The organism is Lactococcus garvieae subsp. garvieae (assembly GCF_029024465.1).
GTDB classification, from domain to species: domain Bacteria; phylum Bacillota; class Bacilli; order Lactobacillales; family Streptococcaceae; genus Lactococcus; species Lactococcus garvieae.
The window spans coordinates 567747-587199 of the sequence record NZ_CP118950.1 but is presented as its reverse complement, the minus strand read 5'-3'; the positions used below and the strand labels follow the sequence as shown (position 1 = coordinate 587199).

23 protein-coding genes and 1 riboswitch are annotated in these 19453 nt (G+C 39.8%); of the genes, 5 read left to right on the top strand and 18 right to left on the bottom strand.

Annotated elements, in window-relative coordinates; translation table 11 throughout:
* Positions 1-123: 123 nt before the first annotated feature.
* The gene (locus PYW30_RS02945) at positions 124-549 is read right to left on the bottom strand and encodes a universal stress protein (RefSeq protein WP_004258727.1); all 426 of its coding nucleotides are present in this window, start codon (positions 547-549) and stop codon (positions 124-126) included.
* 118 nt (positions 550-667) lie between these two features.
* Entirely contained in the window at positions 668-1450 is a 783-nt protein-coding gene (locus PYW30_RS02940; RefSeq protein WP_042218814.1) for an ankyrin repeat domain-containing protein, read from the bottom strand.
* A 152-nt stretch (positions 1451-1602) separates the two neighbouring features.
* Between PYW30_RS02940 and PYW30_RS02935 the strand changes: the two genes are divergently transcribed.
* On the top strand, positions 1603-2388 hold the full coding sequence (locus tag PYW30_RS02935; RefSeq protein WP_014024426.1) for a Cof-type HAD-IIB family hydrolase: 786 nt from the start codon (positions 1603-1605) through the stop codon (positions 2386-2388).
* Between the two features lie 53 nt (positions 2389-2441).
* Here PYW30_RS02935 and PYW30_RS02930 read toward each other — a convergent pair whose 3' ends face one another.
* From PYW30_RS02930 to PYW30_RS02920, 3 genes are all read right to left on the bottom strand, one after another.
* On the bottom strand, positions 2442-2951 hold the full coding sequence (locus PYW30_RS02930; RefSeq protein WP_004258738.1) for a QueT transporter family protein: 510 nt from the start codon (positions 2949-2951) through the stop codon (positions 2442-2444).
* Positions 2949-3054: riboswitch (PreQ1 riboswitch) on the bottom strand. It overlaps the preceding gene by 3 nt.
* Before the next feature lie 64 nt (positions 3055-3118).
* Entirely contained in the window at positions 3119-3838 is a 720-nt protein-coding gene (locus PYW30_RS02925; RefSeq protein WP_019299864.1) for a 3-oxoacyl-ACP reductase, read from the bottom strand.
* Positions 3831-4070, bottom strand: a complete 240-nt coding sequence (locus PYW30_RS02920) for a DUF2829 domain-containing protein (protein WP_004258747.1) — start codon at positions 4068-4070, stop codon at positions 3831-3833. The genes PYW30_RS02925 and PYW30_RS02920 overlap by 8 nt, the downstream gene beginning before the upstream one ends.
* A 130-nt stretch (positions 4071-4200) precedes the next feature.
* On the opposite strand from PYW30_RS02920, the gene PYW30_RS02915 reads away from it, so the two are divergent.
* Positions 4201-5046: an SDR family NAD(P)-dependent oxidoreductase gene (locus tag PYW30_RS02915; protein ID WP_004258752.1), complete on the top strand. Its 846-nt coding sequence runs from the start codon at positions 4201-4203 to the stop codon at positions 5044-5046.
* Between the two features lie 32 nt (positions 5047-5078).
* Here the strand turns inward: PYW30_RS02915 and metG are convergent, their stop codons facing one another.
* Positions 5079-7067, bottom strand: a complete 1989-nt coding sequence (gene metG / locus PYW30_RS02910; protein ID WP_042218821.1) for a methionine--tRNA ligase — start codon at positions 7065-7067, stop codon at positions 5079-5081.
* A gap of 229 nt (positions 7068-7296) precedes the next feature.
* Here metG and PYW30_RS02905 point away from each other — a divergent pair, with 229 nt between their 5' ends.
* A complete protein-coding gene (locus PYW30_RS02905) occupies positions 7297-8157 on the top strand; it encodes an exodeoxyribonuclease III (RefSeq protein ID WP_023889018.1) in 861 nt (286 codons plus the stop codon).
* Between the two features lie 30 nt (positions 8158-8187).
* On the opposite strand, the gene PYW30_RS02900 is transcribed toward PYW30_RS02905, so the two are convergent.
* A complete protein-coding gene (locus PYW30_RS02900) occupies positions 8188-8538 on the bottom strand; it encodes an arsenate reductase family protein (protein WP_004258764.1) in 351 nt (116 codons plus the stop codon).
* A gap of 143 nt (positions 8539-8681) precedes the next feature.
* On the opposite strand from PYW30_RS02900, the gene PYW30_RS02895 reads away from it, so the two are divergent.
* Positions 8682-8924: a GlsB/YeaQ/YmgE family stress response membrane protein gene (locus PYW30_RS02895; protein ID WP_004258767.1), complete on the top strand. Its 243-nt coding sequence runs from the start codon at positions 8682-8684 to the stop codon at positions 8922-8924.
* A gap of 60 nt (positions 8925-8984) precedes the next feature.
* On the opposite strand, the gene accA is transcribed toward PYW30_RS02895, so the two are convergent.
* Together accA and accD are read right to left on the bottom strand one after the other, a co-directional pair.
* Positions 8985-9740 carry an acetyl-CoA carboxylase carboxyl transferase subunit alpha gene (gene accA, locus PYW30_RS02890; RefSeq protein WP_017370793.1) on the bottom strand — a complete coding sequence of 252 codons (756 nt, stop codon included), beginning with the start codon at positions 9738-9740 and terminating at the stop codon, positions 8985-8987.
* Positions 9733-10599: an acetyl-CoA carboxylase, carboxyltransferase subunit beta gene (gene accD / locus PYW30_RS02885; protein ID WP_042218823.1), complete on the bottom strand. Its 867-nt coding sequence runs from the start codon at positions 10597-10599 to the stop codon at positions 9733-9735. Before accD ends, accA begins: the two co-directional genes overlap by 8 nt.
* Before the next feature lie 314 nt (positions 10600-10913).
* On the opposite strand from accD, the gene PYW30_RS02880 reads away from it, so the two are divergent.
* A complete protein-coding gene (locus PYW30_RS02880) occupies positions 10914-11849 on the top strand; it encodes a glycosyltransferase family 2 protein (protein WP_004258775.1) in 936 nt (311 codons plus the stop codon).
* A gap of 44 nt (positions 11850-11893) precedes the next feature.
* On the opposite strand, the gene accC is transcribed toward PYW30_RS02880, so the two are convergent.
* From accC to PYW30_RS02835, 9 genes are all read right to left on the bottom strand, one after another.
* Positions 11894-13258 carry an acetyl-CoA carboxylase biotin carboxylase subunit gene (accC, locus tag PYW30_RS02875; protein WP_004258778.1) on the bottom strand — a complete coding sequence of 455 codons (1365 nt, stop codon included), beginning with the start codon at positions 13256-13258 and terminating at the stop codon, positions 11894-11896.
* Between the two features lie 196 nt (positions 13259-13454).
* Positions 13455-13889 (bottom strand): 3-hydroxyacyl-ACP dehydratase FabZ, encoded by a 435-nt coding sequence (gene fabZ, locus PYW30_RS02870; RefSeq protein ID WP_004258779.1) that lies wholly within the window; start codon positions 13887-13889, stop codon positions 13455-13457.
* A 14-nt stretch (positions 13890-13903) separates the two neighbouring features.
* A complete protein-coding gene (accB, locus tag PYW30_RS02865; RefSeq protein ID WP_042218825.1) occupies positions 13904-14377 on the bottom strand; it encodes an acetyl-CoA carboxylase biotin carboxyl carrier protein in 474 nt (157 codons plus the stop codon).
* A 92-nt stretch (positions 14378-14469) separates the two neighbouring features.
* Complete coding sequence (gene fabF / locus PYW30_RS02860; protein WP_004258785.1) at positions 14470-15687, bottom strand: beta-ketoacyl-ACP synthase II; 1218 nt, start codon at positions 15685-15687, stop codon at positions 14470-14472.
* Positions 15688-15744: 57 nt separating this feature from the next.
* Complete coding sequence (fabG, locus tag PYW30_RS02855; RefSeq protein ID WP_004258788.1) at positions 15745-16476, bottom strand: 3-oxoacyl-[acyl-carrier-protein] reductase; 732 nt, start codon at positions 16474-16476, stop codon at positions 15745-15747.
* Between the two features lie 78 nt (positions 16477-16554).
* Positions 16555-17478: an ACP S-malonyltransferase gene (gene fabD / locus PYW30_RS02850; protein WP_004258794.1), complete on the bottom strand. Its 924-nt coding sequence runs from the start codon at positions 17476-17478 to the stop codon at positions 16555-16557.
* A gap of 98 nt (positions 17479-17576) precedes the next feature.
* Positions 17577-17798, bottom strand: a complete 222-nt coding sequence (locus PYW30_RS02845) for an acyl carrier protein (protein WP_003135454.1) — start codon at positions 17796-17798, stop codon at positions 17577-17579.
* Positions 17799-17885: 87 nt separating this feature from the next.
* On the bottom strand, positions 17886-18863 hold the full coding sequence (locus PYW30_RS02840; RefSeq protein ID WP_014024413.1) for a beta-ketoacyl-ACP synthase III: 978 nt from the start codon (positions 18861-18863) through the stop codon (positions 17886-17888).
* Positions 18863-19303 carry a MarR family winged helix-turn-helix transcriptional regulator gene (locus tag PYW30_RS02835; RefSeq protein ID WP_004258807.1) on the bottom strand — a complete coding sequence of 147 codons (441 nt, stop codon included), beginning with the start codon at positions 19301-19303 and terminating at the stop codon, positions 18863-18865. The genes PYW30_RS02840 and PYW30_RS02835 overlap by 1 nt, the downstream gene beginning before the upstream one ends.
* Positions 19304-19453 lie beyond the last annotated feature (150 nt).

Here is a 19453-nt window from a genome sequence, read left to right as displayed (position 1 = left end):
TTTCTCTGTTCTAAAACTTAATATTACTCTTTATTGTAACATTTTACAGGCTTATCTTTCAATACTGGCTTTTAAGACATGAAAAAGCCGAAAGCTTTTGCTTTCGACTTTTGTCTTACTTTATTATTTTACAACCATAACATTACATGGTGCATGGTTAACAACATAACTTGCAGTTGAGCCTACAAGTACACGGTCAATAGCGCCTTTACCTGTTGAACCCATAACGATCAAGTCAATATCATTTTCCTCAGCAAAGTCAACGATTTCTTTTTTAGGAGAACCACTCACTTGGAAAGCTTTGTACTCAACTTTGTCACCAATAAGTTTCCCAGCTTCATCAAGGATTTCTGCGGATTGTTTTTCTGCTTCTTCCAAAACGGCTGGCATGATGTAAGCTGTACCATAAAGTTGTGCTACATCTTTAGCATGTACGACAAACAAAGATGCTTGGTTTCTTTTAGAAATCTCAATTGCTTCTTGGATAGCCTGATTGGCTTGGTCAGATCCATCTACTGCGACTAAAATATTTTTGTAATTTTCTCTCATTGTAAACGCCTCCTTTTTCTTTATTATAAGATATTTTCATATTAAAGTCCAATAAAAAGTTTAAAATTTTCGTTTTTTATCACTTTTTTCTCATTGAACCGGTTTGCATTCCTATTATTTAGCTTAATAAATCTATCATACCTGAATAGCCGAGCTGTTTGGCATAATCTAAGGCTGTTAAATTATTGTTGTCTCGTAATTCAGGGTTTGCTTTATATTGCAAGAGGGTCTTCACGATTTCTTGATAGTGTACTGAACCATCTCTCAAAGCAACTGCTTCAATCAGTGCTGTGTACCCATAATTGTTTTGATGATCAATATCAACTCGACCATCTTTTAATAACAATTTTACGTTTTCTAAATGCCCTTTTTCAGCTGCTGGAATTAAAGCATTTCCTCCAAAGCGGTTATAGACTTTTTGATTAGGTTTACTGTGTTGTAAAATATACCGCAGGATTTCGGTTTTACCTTGGGCCGCTGCATAAAGGTAAGGCGAATCTTGAATATGGTCTTGTAAATTAACATCTGCTCCATTATCTATCAATAACTGAGCGAGGGCAACGTTATTTTCATGTGTCGCGATAAGTAAAGGCGATTCTCCCTTTGCATTTCTTTCATTAATATCTGACTGACCAGCTTTGATACTTTTTTCAATTTCAGATAAATTCTTCTTTTCTGTTACAGCCTCTAGAACTTTCATCGGTTTGACCTCCTCTTTTTTCGAAGTTGCCTTTTCGTTTGTGGATGCTTCCTTTTGTGAAGTCGAAATCGCACTGCTTTGTTTAGCTTTGGCTTCCCGAGCACTTGGATTGTCTTGTTTGGAACAGCCTCCTAAGAGAACAAGGGCTAGTCCAGAGAGAAGCAAATATTTTCTCAAAACAAACACATCCTTTCGTTTCATTCTATGCTTATATGCCCATCTTAACATTTATCGTATATTATTTAAAAAATTCTGACTTATAACTTTCAGGGTAGTTTTGAAATAATTCAGTATAGAACTTTCGAAAATAAGATTATTAACAATAACATCCTCTATTGTGATACAATGAACTTATGGAAAATATAAACGCTTACAAGGCCTTAGCCTTTTTTGACCTTGATGGAACTTTACTTAACAGCCAGAGCCAACTAGATACTGATGTCATCGACGCTATCCACGAAATTCGGCGGAATGGTGTCCTTCCTTTCATTGCCACAGGGCGTGGACATTTTGAACTTGACAATATCATGGAGGCTACTGGCATCACCGGTGCTGTTGCTATGAATGGACAGTATATTGTTTTAGATGGTCAAACGATATACAAGGATCCTATTTCAATTGAAAATATTGAAAAATTACACACGTTAGCGATTGAACAAGACGAAGCATTGGCCTTTTATGGTAAAGAAGGCTATTGGGTAGATCGTCATACGGATTTTGTCCGTGAAGCCTATGCTTATACACATATGCCGCTTCCTGAGATTGACCCCGAAGGCTACAAAACCGAGGAGGTCAACATGCTTTTACTCCTCACCGATAAGCTGTCACAAGTGGATTATTACAAAGCACAGATGCCCGAACTTAATTTCTTTATGAATGCTCCTACCTCAATAGACATTACAAATATCTCGACCAACAAAGGCACAGGAATTACACATGTCAAGGATGTTCTTAACTTTAAGGGAGAGACTTATGCTTTCGGGGACGGACGAAATGACCTCCATCTTTTAGCTGCTGCCGACCACGGTACAGCTATGGGAAATGCAGTGCCTGAACTCAAAGAAATCGCTGATTTTATCAGCACTAAAAATACTGAACAAGGTATTGTTAATGCCTTTAAACATTGGAACTTTATTTAGACACTAAAAAAGCAGAGCGTCCTCTAGACACACTGCTTTTTTTATTTTCTTATTTATCTGGTCAAATCAATACGCTTGCCCAGCTTGTCCATAATAATTGCCCCAATAAGCAAACTTGCAAATTCACCTACAGCTAATGTAAACCAGGTCCAGAAGAAAGGCATTCCGAAAAGAAAGTGCATTTCCAAAGCGATAGTGACCATACTGATTGAGAAAAATATTGCAAAGTAGAAAAAGGCTTTATTGAGTTGACCATTGAAAAAATACTGTTTCATATAGCGTTCAAAAAGCATCACTCCTAAAGTCAAGAAGATAAGCGTTGACAGGCCACCTACGATAACATCAATCCAAGTAAAACTGAGGAAGTTCGAAATCATACATCCAATAGTCACAGCAATAATATATTTTTTATTAAAGAAAGCGGTAAAGTTAAGCATTTCTGAAATTCTAAATTGCATAGGACCATATGAAATGGCGTTGAGTGGCGGCGTCATCGTAAGGACAACGTAAAGAGCAGCAACAATGGCAATTGTCACCATGTCGTAAACAGTAGATTTTTTCAATTTTTTTCTCCTTTAGCGGCTGAATACCGCCTGTAATATGCTCAGGCAAAGGTTAAAAGTCCTGAGGATTGCTGATAAATTGCAACTTGTATATTATATCAATTTTCTGGAAGAATGAAAAGACTTCTCTGGAATATAAAAAAACTCATCTTTGAAAGAATGAGTTTTTATTTAATTGTCCAACCGCCATCAATGGGAACCACTGCCCCCGTCAAATAGGAACTTTCTGGACTGGCTAGAAAAAGAGTCAAATCAGCAACTTCTTGAGGTTTTGCCCAACGCTTTGCTGGTGTTTCTTCTGCTACCCATTTTGCCATTTCACCATTATTTTCAGTAAAATCCTTGGCGTTCATCGGTGTATCAATGGCGCCAGGAGCTATACCTGCAACTTGGATACCATGCGGCGCTTCATCTAGAGCAAGTTGCTTTGTAAAACCAACAATAGCATGTTTGCTTGCTGTATAGGCAATGCCTCCACCACCGGCAACTAAACCAGCAACTGAAGCCATGTTGATGATTACACCAGACTTTTGTTTTTTCATTTGAGGCAAAAAGGCAGAAGTCATGAGGAACATACTGTCAAGATTGGTGGTTAGAATTTTTTTCCAAAGTGAAAAGTCCGTGTCTTCCATCGTACGATAGCCGTCCAGTTGACCGGCAGTGTTGAGTAAAATATCCACTTTACCTACCTGAGTTGCCAATTGTGCCACCTGTTCAGGGCAGGAAACATCACAGATAATGCTTTTAAAATCCGCAGTGAATTTTTGTAAGTCCACACCAATAACTTCTGCGCCTGCTTGCATAAAGGCTTGAGCTTGTGCTTGACCAATACCGCTAGCAGCTCCTGTTACAAGAACCTTTTTTCCTTTAAATTTTTGATTAGTCATTCACTAGAATCCAGTCTGTCGCTAATACGTCACAAGGTGTAGGGGCCCACATGCTAAAGCCTTCGCCTTCGCCTGTGACATTGATTAGAAAGTAAGGTGTAACTTGCAGCTTTTCACCGTTATCAAGTGTAATACTGTCATACAAGGCCACATAGTTTTCGGCGCCTCCCCATCCTGTGCGTACTATTTTTTTACCAGCTTTAAGTTCTGGAAGAATTTCTTCAAATGTCATCTTTAATCCCTTTCTGAAACGGAGTCTCTCTTCTTATATTTGTAGTGTTTTAATTTTAACATTTTGTTCTTTATTTTATCATTTTTTGTTTCAGCTTGACAAGAAGCCGTGCTTCAACTAGAATGAAGCTATGAAAAATACAGAAAATAATCAAAAAATCGTTATCATCACCGGTGCATCAAACGGCATGGGTTATGAAGCTGCCAAAACTTTTGCTCAACGTGGCTGGCAGGTTTATGCTGGCGCACGTCGTGTTGAAAAAATTCCAACTGATGAGGGGATTATCGCCCTAAAACTTGATGTTACGGATAGCAAAAGCAATCACAACTTTGTCCAACATGTCATCGATCATGCAGGACGAATCGATGTGTTGATCAATAATGCCGGCTATGGTGAGTATGGTCCAGCTGAAGAAATTCCCATGGAAAATATCCGCAAGCAATTTGAGACGAATTTCTTTGGGGCTGTAGAATTGACACAGCTGGTTCTTCCTGTCATGCGTCAACAACAGTTTGGACGAATCGTTAATATTTCAAGTATTGGTGGAGATGTCTACATGCCTCTAGGTGCTTTTTATCATGCGACGAAAGCAGCCTTGCAACAATGGTCTGATGTTCTTGATACGGAAGTTAAAGCTTTCGGTATTCGATCTATCGTTGTACAACCCGGCGGTACTGCTTCCAACTGGAGCACCATCGCTATGGAAAATGCCGAAAAAAATCTTCACCCCAACAGCCCTTACCAACCTTTAGTTCAAACTGTGCGTGCAGCTCTCAGTAGCAACTTTGGGAGTTCAGCTACTTCGGCGGATTTGGCACAAGTTTTTTATAAGGCTGCAACAGATAAGAAAGCTCAAGCCCGTTATTATCATTCATTTATGGACCGTATGATGGTACACACAGCACGTGCGCACCCTAAACTTTATATTAAATTTTTTAATTTCGGATTGAAACAAATGGGCAAACGTAAAAAATAAAAATAGAGAGCATATCTTGCTCTCTATTTTTATTACCCAATTAATGAACCGGCAGGTACATCAGCAGGTGCTTCGAGCACGCGCAACTTGCCATCAAATTCAGCGGAGAGAATCATCCCTTGACTGACATATTTCTTCATCATTTTACGTGGTTTCAAATTCGCCACGATTTGTAATTTTTTACCGACGAAGTCTTGCTCGTTAGGATAAAATTCTGCAATCCCTGACAAGATTTGACGTGGTTCTTCGTCACCTGCATCTAATTTGAAGCGAAGCAGACGATCTGAACCCTCAACACGGCTGACTTCCAAAACTTCAGCAACTTTCAATTCAATCTTTTCAAAATCATCAAACTTAATTTCTGGTAAAGTGAGATTGAGTTTAACATCCTCTGGTACCCATTCTTTTTCAGGAAGCTTTCCACCAGCCATCTGTAACTTGATGTATTCCACTTCTTCTTCCTTATCCAAACGAGGGAAGACAGGTTCACCTTTTTCTACAACTTTATGCGTAAATTCGTAACCGAAAGCTAAATCTTCTAAAGAGAACTCTTCTTCAGTTAAGCCTAATTGACCAAAAATTTTCTTGCTTGTTGCACGCATGAAAGGTTGCAAGAGTGCCGCAACAACACGAAGATTTTCTGCTAAATGATAAAGCACATTATTAAGCTTGTCTTTGTCATCTTCTGATTTTGCAAGAACCCAAGGCGCTGTTTCATCAATGTATTTATTTGTACGTGAGATAAGAACCCAAACTTCATTTAAAGCAACATTGAATTCAAATTTATCCATAGCGGTGTGGAATTTTTCCAAAGTTTCAGCAAGGACTGTTTCCAAGGCAGCATCAAATTCTGTTGTTGCATCATTCTTAACCAGAACGCCATCATTGTATTTGTTGACCATAGCGACTGTACGATTGAGGAGGTTGCCGAGGTCATTTGCCAAATCATAGTTAATACGGTCGATAAAGTCTTCTGGTGAAAAGACACCATCAGAACCAAAAGGCAATGCGCGCATGAGGTAATAACGTACAGGGTCTAAACCATAACGATTAACCAACATATCAGGATAAACGACATTTCCTTTAGATTTGGACATTTTACCGTCTTTCATCACCAACCAGCCATGACCGAAGACTTGTTTAGGAGGTTGCATGCCCAAAGCATGAAGCATGATTGGCCAGTAAATGGTGTGGAAACGTACGATTTCTTTTCCGACCATATTCACACCCGGCCAGAATTTATCCAGTTTGCTGGTATCATCTGAACCATAGCCTAAGGCAGTCACATAGTTAAGCAATGCATCAAGCCAAACATAAACCACGTGTTTCGGATTGGACTTCACAGGGATACCCCAAGTGAAGGTCGTACGGCTTACAGCTAAGTCTTCCAAGCCCGGTTTGATGAAATTGTTAATCATCTCATTTTTACGAATCTCAGGTTGGATAAAATCTGGATGTGATTCGTAATAACTTAAGAGCCAGTCCGCATACTTGCTCATACGGAAGAAATACGACTCTTCTTCGACCCATTCCACTTCGTGACCTGATGGCGCTTTACCACCTATTACTTTCCCGTCTGCATCATGGTAAACTTCTTCCAACTGTGTTTCAGTAAAGAACTCTTCATCAGAAACAGAATACCACCCCGCATATTTATCCAAGTAGATATCATCTTGTGCCAGAAGTTGTTCAAACGCCTTTTGAACGGCTTCTTCATGATATTTATCTGTTGTACGGATAAATTTGTCATAAGAAATATCCAACATTTTCCACAGTTCTTTAACATCTTCCGCCATTGGGTCCAAATATTCTTTGGGTGTCATTCCCAACTCTTCAGCCTTACGTTGAATTTTCATGCCATGTTCATCAAGACCTGTTAAATAAAACGTATCAAAGCCCATCAAACGTTTGTAACGTGCGAGAACATCACAAGCAATTGTAGTGTAGCTTGAGCCGAGATGTAATTTCCCTGAAGGATAATAAATCGGCGTTGTGATATAAAAGTTTTTGTTTTCAGTCATTTTTTTCTCCTAATTCGTGCCCTAATGAAAGCCACTTGATTAGTATTTTTCCAATTGTAGATTGAAAAAAGCCTTGTTTCTATTATAGCATATCCTTTTCAAGTAATTCTTATTCTAAATAAGATTTACTGATTTTTCGCTAAAATAAATTTACTCACAGTTTCCCTTGTTGATTGCCAACCGATAAGGTATGTTATAATTAAGCTAATAAAGACAAAAGGATTTTATTATGACTTACAAATTTATCTCATGGAATATTGATTCGTTGAACGCAGCATTGACGGGGACTAGTGATCGTGCAGCTCTTTCGATGGCTGTGGTTGAACAGCTTGCCTCAGCTGAAGCAGATGTTATCGCTATTCAAGAAACCAAGCTCAATGGCGACCTCAAAAAAACAAACAAAGTATTCGATGTTTTAGCTAGCCATTTCCCAGACTATGAAATTGTTCATCGTATCAGTACACCACCTGCACGTAAAGGTTACTCAGGAACGATGTTTCTTTATAAGAAAAGTTTGCCTGAGCCAATCATCACCATGCCTGAAATCGGAGCACCAGAGCCCATGGATAGCGAAGGTCGTATCATCACCTTAGAATTCCCCGAGTTTTTCATCACGACAGTCTACACCCCAAATGCGGGTGATGGTCTTAATCGCTTGGATTTACGTGGGCAATGGGATGATCAATATCGTGCCTACTTGCAGATGCTTGACCTCCAAAAACCGGTCTTAGCATGTGGTGACTTTAACGCTGCTTACACTGAGATAGACCTTGCCAACCCTAAAGGAAACCGTAATTCTGCCGGCTTTACCGATCAAGAACGTGAAAAATTTGGTCTTTTATTAGCCGCTGGATTTACAGATAGTTTCCGTAAAATTCACGGCAATGTAGAAAGTTATTACGCGCCAGACCGCAGTATCTACACATGGTTTGCTCAACGTTCTCGTACAGCCAAAATCAATAATTCTGGCTGGAGAATCGATTATTGGCTTGTTTCTGACCGTATAGCCGAGCAGATTACACGCGCAGAACCCTTGGATTCAGGTGCCCGTCAAGATCACGTGCCCATCGTTTTAGAAATCAATATCTAAAAAGCACGACTTCTGTCGTGCTTTTCTTTCTTATTGAGCCAGCGCTTGATATGCTTCTTCCTTGAAACCTATCAAAACAATTTTATCGTCTTTAACCATCAGTGGGCGCTTAACCAGCATCCCATTGGAAGCTAAGAGTTCTGCTGCTTCATGCTCATTTAAATCCGCCAGTTTATCTTTTAAACCCATCTCACGATAAACCAAGCCACTGGTGTTGAAAAACTTTTTAACAGGGACCTCTGCAAACCATTTTTCAAATTGCTCAGCTGTTGGTGGGTTTAGCTTAATATCGATAGCTTTATAATCAATATCTAAATTATCCAAAGTCGCCTTTGCCTTACGGCAAGTTGAACATTTAGGATATTCATAAAAGTCGTACATTTGTCATCCTCCCTTGTTCTCTATTTTAACAAAAACTAGAGCCAAACTGCTCGTATTTATTACTTTTAAAGGACGATGTAATTTTAAAGAAAATAAATATTATGTTAAAATAAGATAAGAATATAAATTAAGGAGATAATTTTATGATTTGGTCACTTATTGTTGGTGCTCTTATTGGTATGGCCGCTGGAGCAATTACATCAAAAGGCTCAAGTATGGGCTGTATTGCAAATATCGTGGCAGGACTTTTAGGTTCGTTTGTCGGACAAAAGCTTTTAGGAAACTGGGGACCCCAATTGGCTGGCATGTCCTTAATCCCTTCAATCGTTGGTGCAATCATTGTCGTACTTGTAGCTTCTGCCTTATTTGGGAAAAAAGATGATTAAAACGTTCTATGAGCGTTTTTTTTTACAAAAAAACAAGCAATTATCCTTGCTTGTCTAAAATTAATATTTTCTAAAACGTTGGTAGCGGCTTTCTTGAAGCTCGTCCTCAGAAAGTTGTGCCAAGTTATTGAGTTCTTTTTCAATAATTGCTTTCAAGTTTTCCATGAGGTGTTCTTCTTGCACAACGCCCTCAATGATACCCATTTCGAGCTGATCTTCAGCTTTTATTTTCATCAAATCGGCTGCTTCATCACGACGTGAGCCATCTTTCCACAAAATCGTTGCAAAACCTTCTGGAGAAAGAACCGAATACATCGCATTTTCCAACATATAGACTTTGTTTGCGACTGCTAAAGCTAAAGCTCCTCCAGAGCCACCCTCACCAGTGATAAAAGTTAAAACTGGTACTTTCAAATCGGACATCTCAAAAAGGTTGCGCGCAATCGCTTCACCCTGCCCACGTTCTTCCGCTTCAATCCCGGGATAAGCTCCGGCTGTATTGACAAAAGTAATGATTGGACGCTTAAACTTTTCTGCTTGTTTCATTAATCGCAAGGCTTTTCGGTAGCCATTAGGACTCGGCTGACCAAAGTTGGTTGCTAAATTTTCTTCAAGATTTTTTCCTTTTTGAATACCAATGACGGTCACAGCTCTATCTTGAAAAGTCGCTATCCCCCCAACAATGGCTTCGTCATCTGTAAACTGACGATCGCCATGAAGTTCAAAAAAGTCCGTAAAAATTTCTGAAATAATTTCCCGTACTGAGACGCGGTCGTTAGCACGTGCTTTATTAATAATTTCTGCTATATCAGACATTTTTTACACCTCCGTGAAATTTCAAGAGTAAGGCTAATTTCTCACGCATTTCTTGACGTTTAACAATCGCATCGACAAAGCCATGTTTCAAGAGAAATTCTGCTTTTTGGAAATCATCAGGCAGCGTTTGTCGCACTGTCTGTTCAATCACACGTCGCCCTGCAAATCCAATCAAGGACTGAGGTTCAGCCAAGATAATATCGCCAAGCATGGCAAAAGAAGCTGTTACTCCGCCTGTTGTCGGATCCGTTAATACTGTAATGTAGAGTAATCCTGCATTAGAATACTTCTTGACAGCTGCTGAGATTTTTGCCATCTGCATCAAAGACATAATTCCTTCTTGCATACGTGCACCACCCGAAGCCGTAAAAATAACCACTGGAAGTTGTTCAGCAGTCGCCATTTCAAAAAGTCGCGTAATTTTTTCCCCGACAACAGTCCCCATAGAAGCCATAATAAAAGTTGAATCCATGATTGCTAAAGCCACTTTTTGGCCTTTAATCAATGCTGTCCCCGTCATTACAGCTTCATCCAAACCGGTCTTCTCCTTTGTCGCCGCAAGCTTTTCAGCATAGTTTGGAAAATCCAATGGATTTTTGCTTTCAATTCCAGTGAACATTTCTGTAAATGAGTCTGAATCAACTAAAAGCTTCAAACGTTCTGGCGCAGTAATTCGGAAGTTATAGCTACAATGCGGACAGATTTTGCTTGCACCAAGGTCTTGGCTGTAAATACTGTGTTTGCAGGCCGGACATTTCGCAAAAAGCTCGTCAGGCACTTCGGGCTTCGTCATTTCTCCCTGAACAGTTGAACGATTAGGGTTAATTTTAATATATTTTTTCTTTTGAAAGAGAGCCAATTATTTCTCCTTTGTATCAAAATTTTTTACATCTTGATCACGAACGTCTTTAAGCAGATATCTATCTGCTGGCGTTCATTTTATTTTAATTGTCTAATTATATAATTATACACGCAAAAATTAAATTCGTCAAGAACTAGATAAGTGTCCAAAAATGGTGCAATTATATAAGAACATACTCTTGTTTATTTACTCGAAATTTCATCCTCTCTTCCTTTACCTCTTTCAAACTATGTTATAATATGAAGAGTTTAGTTCTATTAAAATACAAGATTTAGATCTATATTTCTCATCAAGAAAGAAAGGAGTTTTTCATGAAAAATAAAACTTTATCAATTATTGTTCCTGCTTATAACGAGGAAGAAACTATTGAACTCTTTTTTGATGAAGTTAATGTTCAAACTGTGGACTTACCACTTGATAAAACCTTTTATTTCATTAATGATGGCTCTTCTGATCGAACACTTGATGTGATAAAAATGCTGAGCCTAAAACATCCCAATGTTAAATATATTAGCTTTTCGAGAAATTTTGGCAAAGAGGCAGCGCTTCTGGCTGGTCTTCGTGCTGCTTCAGGTGATTTTGTAACCGTCATGGACGCTGACCTCCAAGATCCTCCAAGCATGCTCAAGGAAATGTATCATAAGATTCAAGAGGGTTATGATATTGTAGGAACGCGAAGAATTTCACGGAAAGATGAGCCCTTTATTCGCTCGCTTTTTGCTCGAGCTTTTTATAAGATTATGAACACAATCTCAAGCACCCAAATGGTGGATGGTGCTCGAGACTATCGCTTAATGACCCGGCAAGTCGTTGATAGCATCCTCGAGCTGCCTGAACACAATCGTTTTTCGAAAGGTCTCTTTTCTTGGGTGGGTTATGATGTTTTCTATTTGGAATACAATAATGTCGAGCGGGTAGCTGGAAAAACCTCTTGGAGCTTTTGGGGCTTGTTGCACTACTCGATTGACGGCATCATTAATTTTTCAGATGCCCCACTTAGCCTTGCTACCTTTATCGGTTTTATCAGCTTTTTGATCTCGCTTTGCATGAGCCTTTTTTATGCTTTGAAAACCATTATTTGGGGCGAAATTGTACAAGGTTTTCCTACTCTGATTATTCTTATTTTAATGTTGGGCGGCTTGCAACTGCTGTCTCTTGGCATTATCGGAAAATATCTTTCTAAGGTTTTCCTCGAAACGAAACAGCGTCCAAATTACTTTGTAAAAGAGGACAATATTGATAAATAAAAAAAAACAGGAAGTTGGAACTTTCTGTTTTTTAGTTTTAGAAATTATTTTTCCAAATATTCCGGCAAAAATGTATTTGCTAAAAAGCTAGTATCATAATCTCCGGCAATGACATTATCATCTGAAATTAATTCCAGCTGGAAGTCAATATTGGTTGTTAAACCTTCCACATCGAACTCCATCAATGCACGCTGCATCTTCATCAAGGCTTCAAAACGATTTTCACCATGAACGATGACTTTTGCAATCATTGAATCATAATAAGGTGGAATAGTGTAGCCTGTATACATGGCTGAGTCCACACGTAAGCCTACACCGCCACTTGGTAGAAACAGATTCGTGATTTTACCTGGGCTTGGGGCAAAGTTAAATTTAGGATTTTCTGCATTGATCCGGCACTCAATTGCATGTCCTTTAAACTCAATGTCTTCTTGTTTCACAGACAGTTCTTGACCATCTGCAATTCGGATTTGTTCCTTAACAATATCCACCCCTGAGACAAACTCGGTTACAGGATGTTCAACTTGTACACGTGTATTCATTTCCATGAAGAAGAAATCGCCTGATGCTTCGTCCAAGAGAAACTCAATTGTTCCTGCATTTTCATAGTTCACATGTGCGGCTGCTTTGACAGCTGCTTGGCAGATACGTTCTCGTAAAGTATGTCCAATCGCGACAGAGGGACTTTCCTCAAGAACCTTCTGGTTGTTTCGTTGGAGAGAACAATCACGCTCCCCTAAGTGAATAACATTGCCCTGTTGGTCTGCTAAGATTTGGACCTCAATATGACGTGCAGGGAAAATCATACGTTCGATAAACATTGCACCGTTGCCAAAAGCGGCTTTGGCTTCAGCAGTAGCTGCTTCGAAAGCGGGGACGAGTTCTTCAGCATTACTGACTTTACGGATACCTTTCCCGCCACCACCGGCTGATGCTTTCAGCATGACAGGATAGCCGATCTTATTGGCTAAATCCAATGCTTCTTCACTCGTGTACACTTCACCTTCAGAACCTGGCGTTACAGGAACGCCAGCTTTGACCATTTCTGCACGCGCATTAATTTTATCGCCCATCATGTCCATGACCTGGGCTGAAGGACCGATAAATTTGATATTCATTTCCTCACAAAGACGTGCAAACTTTGAATTTTCACTCAAAAAACCAAACCCTGGATGAATGGCTTGAGCTCCAGTAGCAACAGCGGCTTCTAGGATATTATTCATATTCAGATAAGACTCTGTTGCCCGGGCTGGGCCGATACAAATGGCTTCATCTGCCAGTGCTACATGTAATGCATCACGGTCAGCTTCTGAATATACGGCAACAGTAGCGACACCGAGTTCGCGTGCCGCACGAATAATACGTACAGCAATTTCACCACGATTGGCGATTAAAATTTTATTAAACATAGATTGATAACTCCTACCAATTTCTCCTTTACCCTCTATTCTGGAATAAAAAGAGTGTCACCAAGCCTTGAGCACGGTGCATTATTTGGGATTATGGTGGCAAAGGCCACGATCAGTAAGCTTAATGCTTTGAAACTTCAAAGTACACTTACTTTTAAAAGTTGCCACAGACTAACTGTGGCATTGATTATATTTTTTATTTTCCTAAAGCAAAAGTTAATGTTCCTTTTGCAGCTAATTTACCGTCAACTTTAGCTTCCGCTTCAACAACAGCAATTGGCCCACGGCGCTTGATAAACTTCGCATGCAAGATCAACTGATCTCCAGGTACAACTTGTTTTTTATACTTTACATTGTCCATTCCTGCATAAAACACGAGTTTTCCTTTGTTTTCCGGTTTCGAAAGTTCCAAAACGCCTGCAGCTTGTGCCAAGGCTTCCATAATCAAGACACCCGGCATTACTGGATATTGGGGAAAATGCCCTTGGAAAAATTCCTCGTTAATGGTCACATTCTTAATGGCTGTAATTTCATCATCTGCGATATCAATAACACGATCCACTAAAAGAAAAGGGTAACGGTGAGGCAATGCCTCCATAATTTTTGTGACGTCAATATTTACTTCTGCCATTTTTTACCGCTCCTTTATTTAATGCGTACTAATTCTTGACCGAATTCAACGACATCTTCAGCATTAACCATGATTTCAGTGATAACACCGTCTTTAGGTGCTGGAATTTCGTTCATTACTTTCATTGCTTCAATGATGAGTAAGGTTTGACCTTTTTTGACTGTATCTCCTACACTCACGAACTCAGGTTTATCTGGTGCTGGCTGCAAGTAAGCTACACCAACCAAAGGACTTGTTACTGCTTCGCCTTCTGCTGTAGCAACTTCTTCCACAAGCTCTGTTTCTACCGCACGTTCTGTGCTTCTTTCGCTTATAGGCGCTGGAGCACTTGTTTTCGCTTCTGAAAGGACTGATCCAGCTGGTGTTGCCAGAACTTTATTTTTGTTTTTTGAGAAAGACAGTTCTCCTTCTGCTGTGCGCCAAGAAAATTCACGCAAGCTCGAACCATCAAACTGTGTCATCAAATCTTTTACTTCATTAATATTCATTTTTATATCTCGCTCGCTTTCTTTTCCACAATCTAAGTTAAAGTGCACTTAGACTCTGAGAAAGAAAGCAGAGTGCTTATCTTTCTTTTAAACTAATCTGTGAATTTTTTAAAGGCCAATACAGCATTATGTCCACCAAAACCAAAGTCTTGTGACAATGCGTAATTGATTTCAGCATCTTGGCCTTGACCAAGAACGACATTGATTGTCATGCCTTCGTCCAATTCTTTTGTTCCAGCATTTACTGGTGCAAACTGATTTAAAATGGCTTGTACAGTGGCTACTGCTTCAATAGCTCCTGTCGCTCCGAGAGCATGCCCGTGCAAAGCTTTTGTTGAAGAAACCAAAGCTTTATCTCCAATAACATTGTGGATAGCTTTTGCTTCTGTCTCTTCATTAGCATGTGTTGAAGTACCGTGTGCATTGATATAATCAACATCTGCTCCAGTAATTCCAGCTTCTTCTAAAGCAAGCTTCATCGCATTTTCAGCACCAACACCTGATGGAGTTGTCATATGATAGGCATCGTTTGTGTTACCATATCCGACAATTTCAGCTAAGATATTTGCACCACGTGCTTGAGCATGTTCAAGGCTTTCCAAAATCAAGACACCTGCACCTTCACCCATAACGAAACCTGAACGGTCTTTATCGAATGGACGGCAAGCAATTGAAGGATCCGCCTCTTTTGTCAAGGCAGTCAAGTTGGCAAAGCCAGCAATACCAAGCTCACAAATTGCAGCTTCAGCACCACCAGCGATAATAGCATCCGCATAACCATGTTTGATTTCACGGAAAGCTGAACCAATAGAGTTGGCCCCTGCCGCACATGCTGTAACTTCAGCACGCGATACACCACGAGCACCTGTGCGCAAAGCAACATTACCTGTCGCCATGTTGGCAATAGCCAATGGTACATAAAGTGGTGTTACTTTACGTGGACCTTTAAGAAGGGCTTGTGAGTTCTTTTGTGTTTGCTCCAAGCCACCGATACCTGAGGCCATGATACAGCCTAAGCGATCGTAATTTGTGTTCTCTGGAGTGATGCCTGACATTTCCATAGCTTCAAGAGCCGCATAAACTGCATAAAGTGAAAAAGTATCCATACGACGGGCATCTTTTTTCTCAAAATGCTTCTCAAATGGAAAATCTTTAACTTCAGCTGCTACACTGATTCCTGTCGCTTCAGCATCAAAGCGCGTAATTGGACCGATACCTGTTTTACCAGATTTTAGGCCATTCCAAAATTCTTCTGGTGTGTTACCGATAGCACTGGTTACACCGTAACCTGTAATGACTACACGATTCATATTTTTTCTCCTTTGGAGTTTGTTACAAACTTCTTTTTAGTCTAATCTGATGTAAGGCTACATCGCCATACCACCGTCAATAGACAATACTTGCCCTGTCATGTATTCTTGCTCTGCAAGGAATTTCACCACTGTGGCAACTTCTTCTGGTTGACCAAATCGTTTCATTGGGATTTGGCCCTTCATTGCATCCTTGACTTTATCCGAAAGGACTTCGGTCATGTCGGAATCAATAAAGCCTGGCGCTACCGCATTTACACGGACATTGCGCCCAGCAACTTCACGTGCAATTGATTTAGTCAAACCGATCAAGCCAGCTTTGGAAGCTGCATAATTAGCTTGACCCGCATTCCCAATTAAACCTACAACAGAAGTAATATTAATAATTGCTCCTTCTCTCGCACGCGTCATTGGTTTTAGAACTGCTTGTGTCATATTAAAGGCACCAGTGAGGTTTATTTTCAAAACGGCTTCGAAATCTTCTTCGCTCATTTTCAAGGATAAGCCATCACGTGTTATTCCGGCATTATTAACCAAAACATCAACGGAGCCTAAAGCTTCTACTGCCTCAGCAACCATGCGTTTCGCATCTTCTGACTGGGAAATATCACCTGATATACCAACAGCCTTAACACCAAAAGAAGTGAACTCTGACAAGAGTTCTTCAGAAATGGCAGAACGTCCATTGATGACTACGTTTGCTCCAGCTTGAGCAAACTGTAAAGCAATCGCCTTACCAATACCACGTGTTGAGCCCGTCACAAAGACATTTTTATTTTTAATTTCCATTATTTTTTCCTGTTCTTATGATTTTTTCTTGCTCTCAACCCAAGTTCTACAGTGACCACTCTTACTCATTAAATAAGTTTAAGCTTCTTCTGCCACCAAAGTCTTGAAGGAATTAAGATCTTCAACATTCGTAAAGTTTGCTTCTTTGTCGATTTTTTTAATAAACCCAGAAAGAACTTTACCAGGACCAACTTCAATAAAGCGGTTTACACCAAGTGCTTTCATTGTTTCAATGGATTCGTAGAAACGTACTGGCTCCATAACTTGACGAGTGAGAAGTTCTTTTATTTCTGAGTCCTTCATCACCTTCGCTGTCGTATTTGAAATCAGTTCCAACTTAAAACTATTAAAATTAACCTGTTCAAGTTCTTCGGCTAACTTTTCGCTCGCGGGTTTTAAGATGGCTGTATGGAAAGGGCCAGATACCTTTAGCTCAATCAGACGTTTTACGCCAGCTTCTTTTAGAAGTTCAACGGCGTAATCAACGGCTTCAGCTTGACCACCAATAACGATCTGTGCCGGAGTGTTATAGTTTGCTGGGCTCACAATCCCACGTTCAGCTGCTCGTTCACAAATTTCTTCGATTAAAGCAGCTTCTGTATTCATCACAGCAACCATTTTGCCTGATCCTGTTGGCGCAGCTTCTGCCATATATTGACCACGTTTTGCTACCAAAGCAACAGCTTCTGGAAAATCAAGCGCACCACTGGCTACCAAAGCAGAGTACTCGCCTAAGGAAAGTCCTGCCACAAGATCTGGCTTGATGCCTTGTTCTGAAAGCAAACGAAGGATGGCTACAGAAGTTGTTAAGATGGCTGGTTGTGTGTATTGTGTCTCGTTGAGTTTTGCTTCATCATTATCGATTAACTCACGAAGGTCATAACCCAAGACTTGACTTGCCTGATAAAAAGTTTCTCTGACAATGTCAAATTCATCATAAAGGTCTTTAGCCATACCCAATTTTTGAGCGCCTTGACCAGAAAAAAGAAATGCTGTTTTCATATTTTTAAGATTTCACAAAATTTAGATTTTTGTGACACTTTCCTAATTTTCAAAATTTATCATAAGTGAAAAACGGGGCTTTCACCCCATTAATTCTCTTATTGTTGAGCTTCAACATATTTAACGAGATCAGAAACAGTTTTCATGTCCGCTTCTGTATCTACTTCAACATCGAATTCATCTTCGATATCGTTAATGATTTGGAAAAGGTCAAGTGAGTCAGCGTCGAGTTCTTCAAATGAAGTTTCGAGTGTTACTTCTTCTTTTTCTTTGCCGAGTTCGTCAGCGATGATGTCTTGTACTTTTTCAAATACTGCCATGTTATTTCTCCTTTAATGTGTAGAAAGTATATATATTATAGCGTGATAAATCACTCATATAACCAAATTTAAATGTTATCAATCTTATCAAAGATTAATAATGAGCGTCCCCCATGTGAGGCCGCCACCGAAACCTGTCTGGACAATTTTATAATTTTCGTCCAAAGAAAGTTTACCATTTTTTATCGATTCTGACAAGAGAATAGGTATCGAAGCTGCACTTGTATTGCCATATTCTTGCATATTTTGCAGGAATTTACTGCGTTCAGCACCTAATTTCTTGGCCATTTTATCAAGGATTCGAGAATTTGCTTGATGCAATAAAAAATAGTCAATATCTTCAGGTTTCAGATTTGCTTTTTCCAAGGTTTCTTGGATATTTTTTGGAACGTCACGTGTCGCAAAGTCAAAGACCGCCCGCCCGTCCATTTTTATGAACTCTGTAACATGGTTAACTTGACCACTAAGTTCAGGATTAAGTGCCAAATAATTTGAGGTGAGAGAATCGCCTCGAGAACCGTCTGTTCTTAAATTTTCAGCGATAACCAAAGGTTGTGTCCCTGTGTCTTCCAAAAGGACACCACCAGCGCCATCTCCAAAAAGAACAGCAGTAGAACGATCCGACCAATCCAAAGATTTAGACAAAACTTCCGCACCGATAACCATGCCACGTTTGTAACCGCCAGCAATCAGCTTCTCAGCCGTTGATAAGGCGAAAACAAAGCCAGAACAAGCAGCCGTCAAATCATAGGCAAAGGCACGATGTGCGCCAATTTTTGCTTGCACTAAAGCTGCCGTACTTGGCATACTGCTATCGGGTGAGATAGTCGCCACGATAATAAAATCAATCTGGTCCGCTGACAAATCAGCTTGCGCTAAGAGTTGTTCACCAACCTTAGCAGCCAGATCACTGGTATTTTCGTCAACTGTAATATGTCGCTGCTTAATACCCGTCCGTGAATAAATCCACTCGTCACTCGTGTCCATGATTTTTGCCAAATCATCGTTTGACACAATATTTTCGGGCACATAGTGTGCCACCTGGGTAATTTTAGCGAAAGGCATTATTTCATATTCTCCAATGACTTATGTAATTCTTCAAGTTCGCCTGCAAGTTTGTTTTCGGTAGTCCCGTAAACACTTAACATAAGTTTTTCTGAAATGCTACGGAAAAATTCGCTGTGCGATGCACAGAGGGCCATACCTTTTTCAGTCAATACGATATAAGCCACGCGACGGTCACGATCTGAGCGTTCGCGCTTGATATATCCCTTAGTTTCCAAGCGATTGAGTGTAATGGTGATTGTTGAAAGGGCTAATTTTTGATTCCTTGCAATGTCTGTAGCGCGGCAAGTTCCCAAAGTATGGATAAGTGTCATTTGTTGAAGTTCTTTCACAGTTACATCTGGGTAATCAGAATCCTTCAAGAACTGTTCTTCTAAGTTCATGCAGTCGTGGAAAAGTTGAATCAACCATTCATTAATTTTGTCAAAATCTGTTTTCATTTGTACTTCCTGATATTTTGATGATACAAACCATTTACAATACAAAATTGTACCATAATAAAAATAATTTGCAAGTGCTAAGTAGATTTGAAAAATGCCTCTAATGGCTTGGATGAACTCTTTATCCTGCTTTATAAAGAAAAAGTTCCA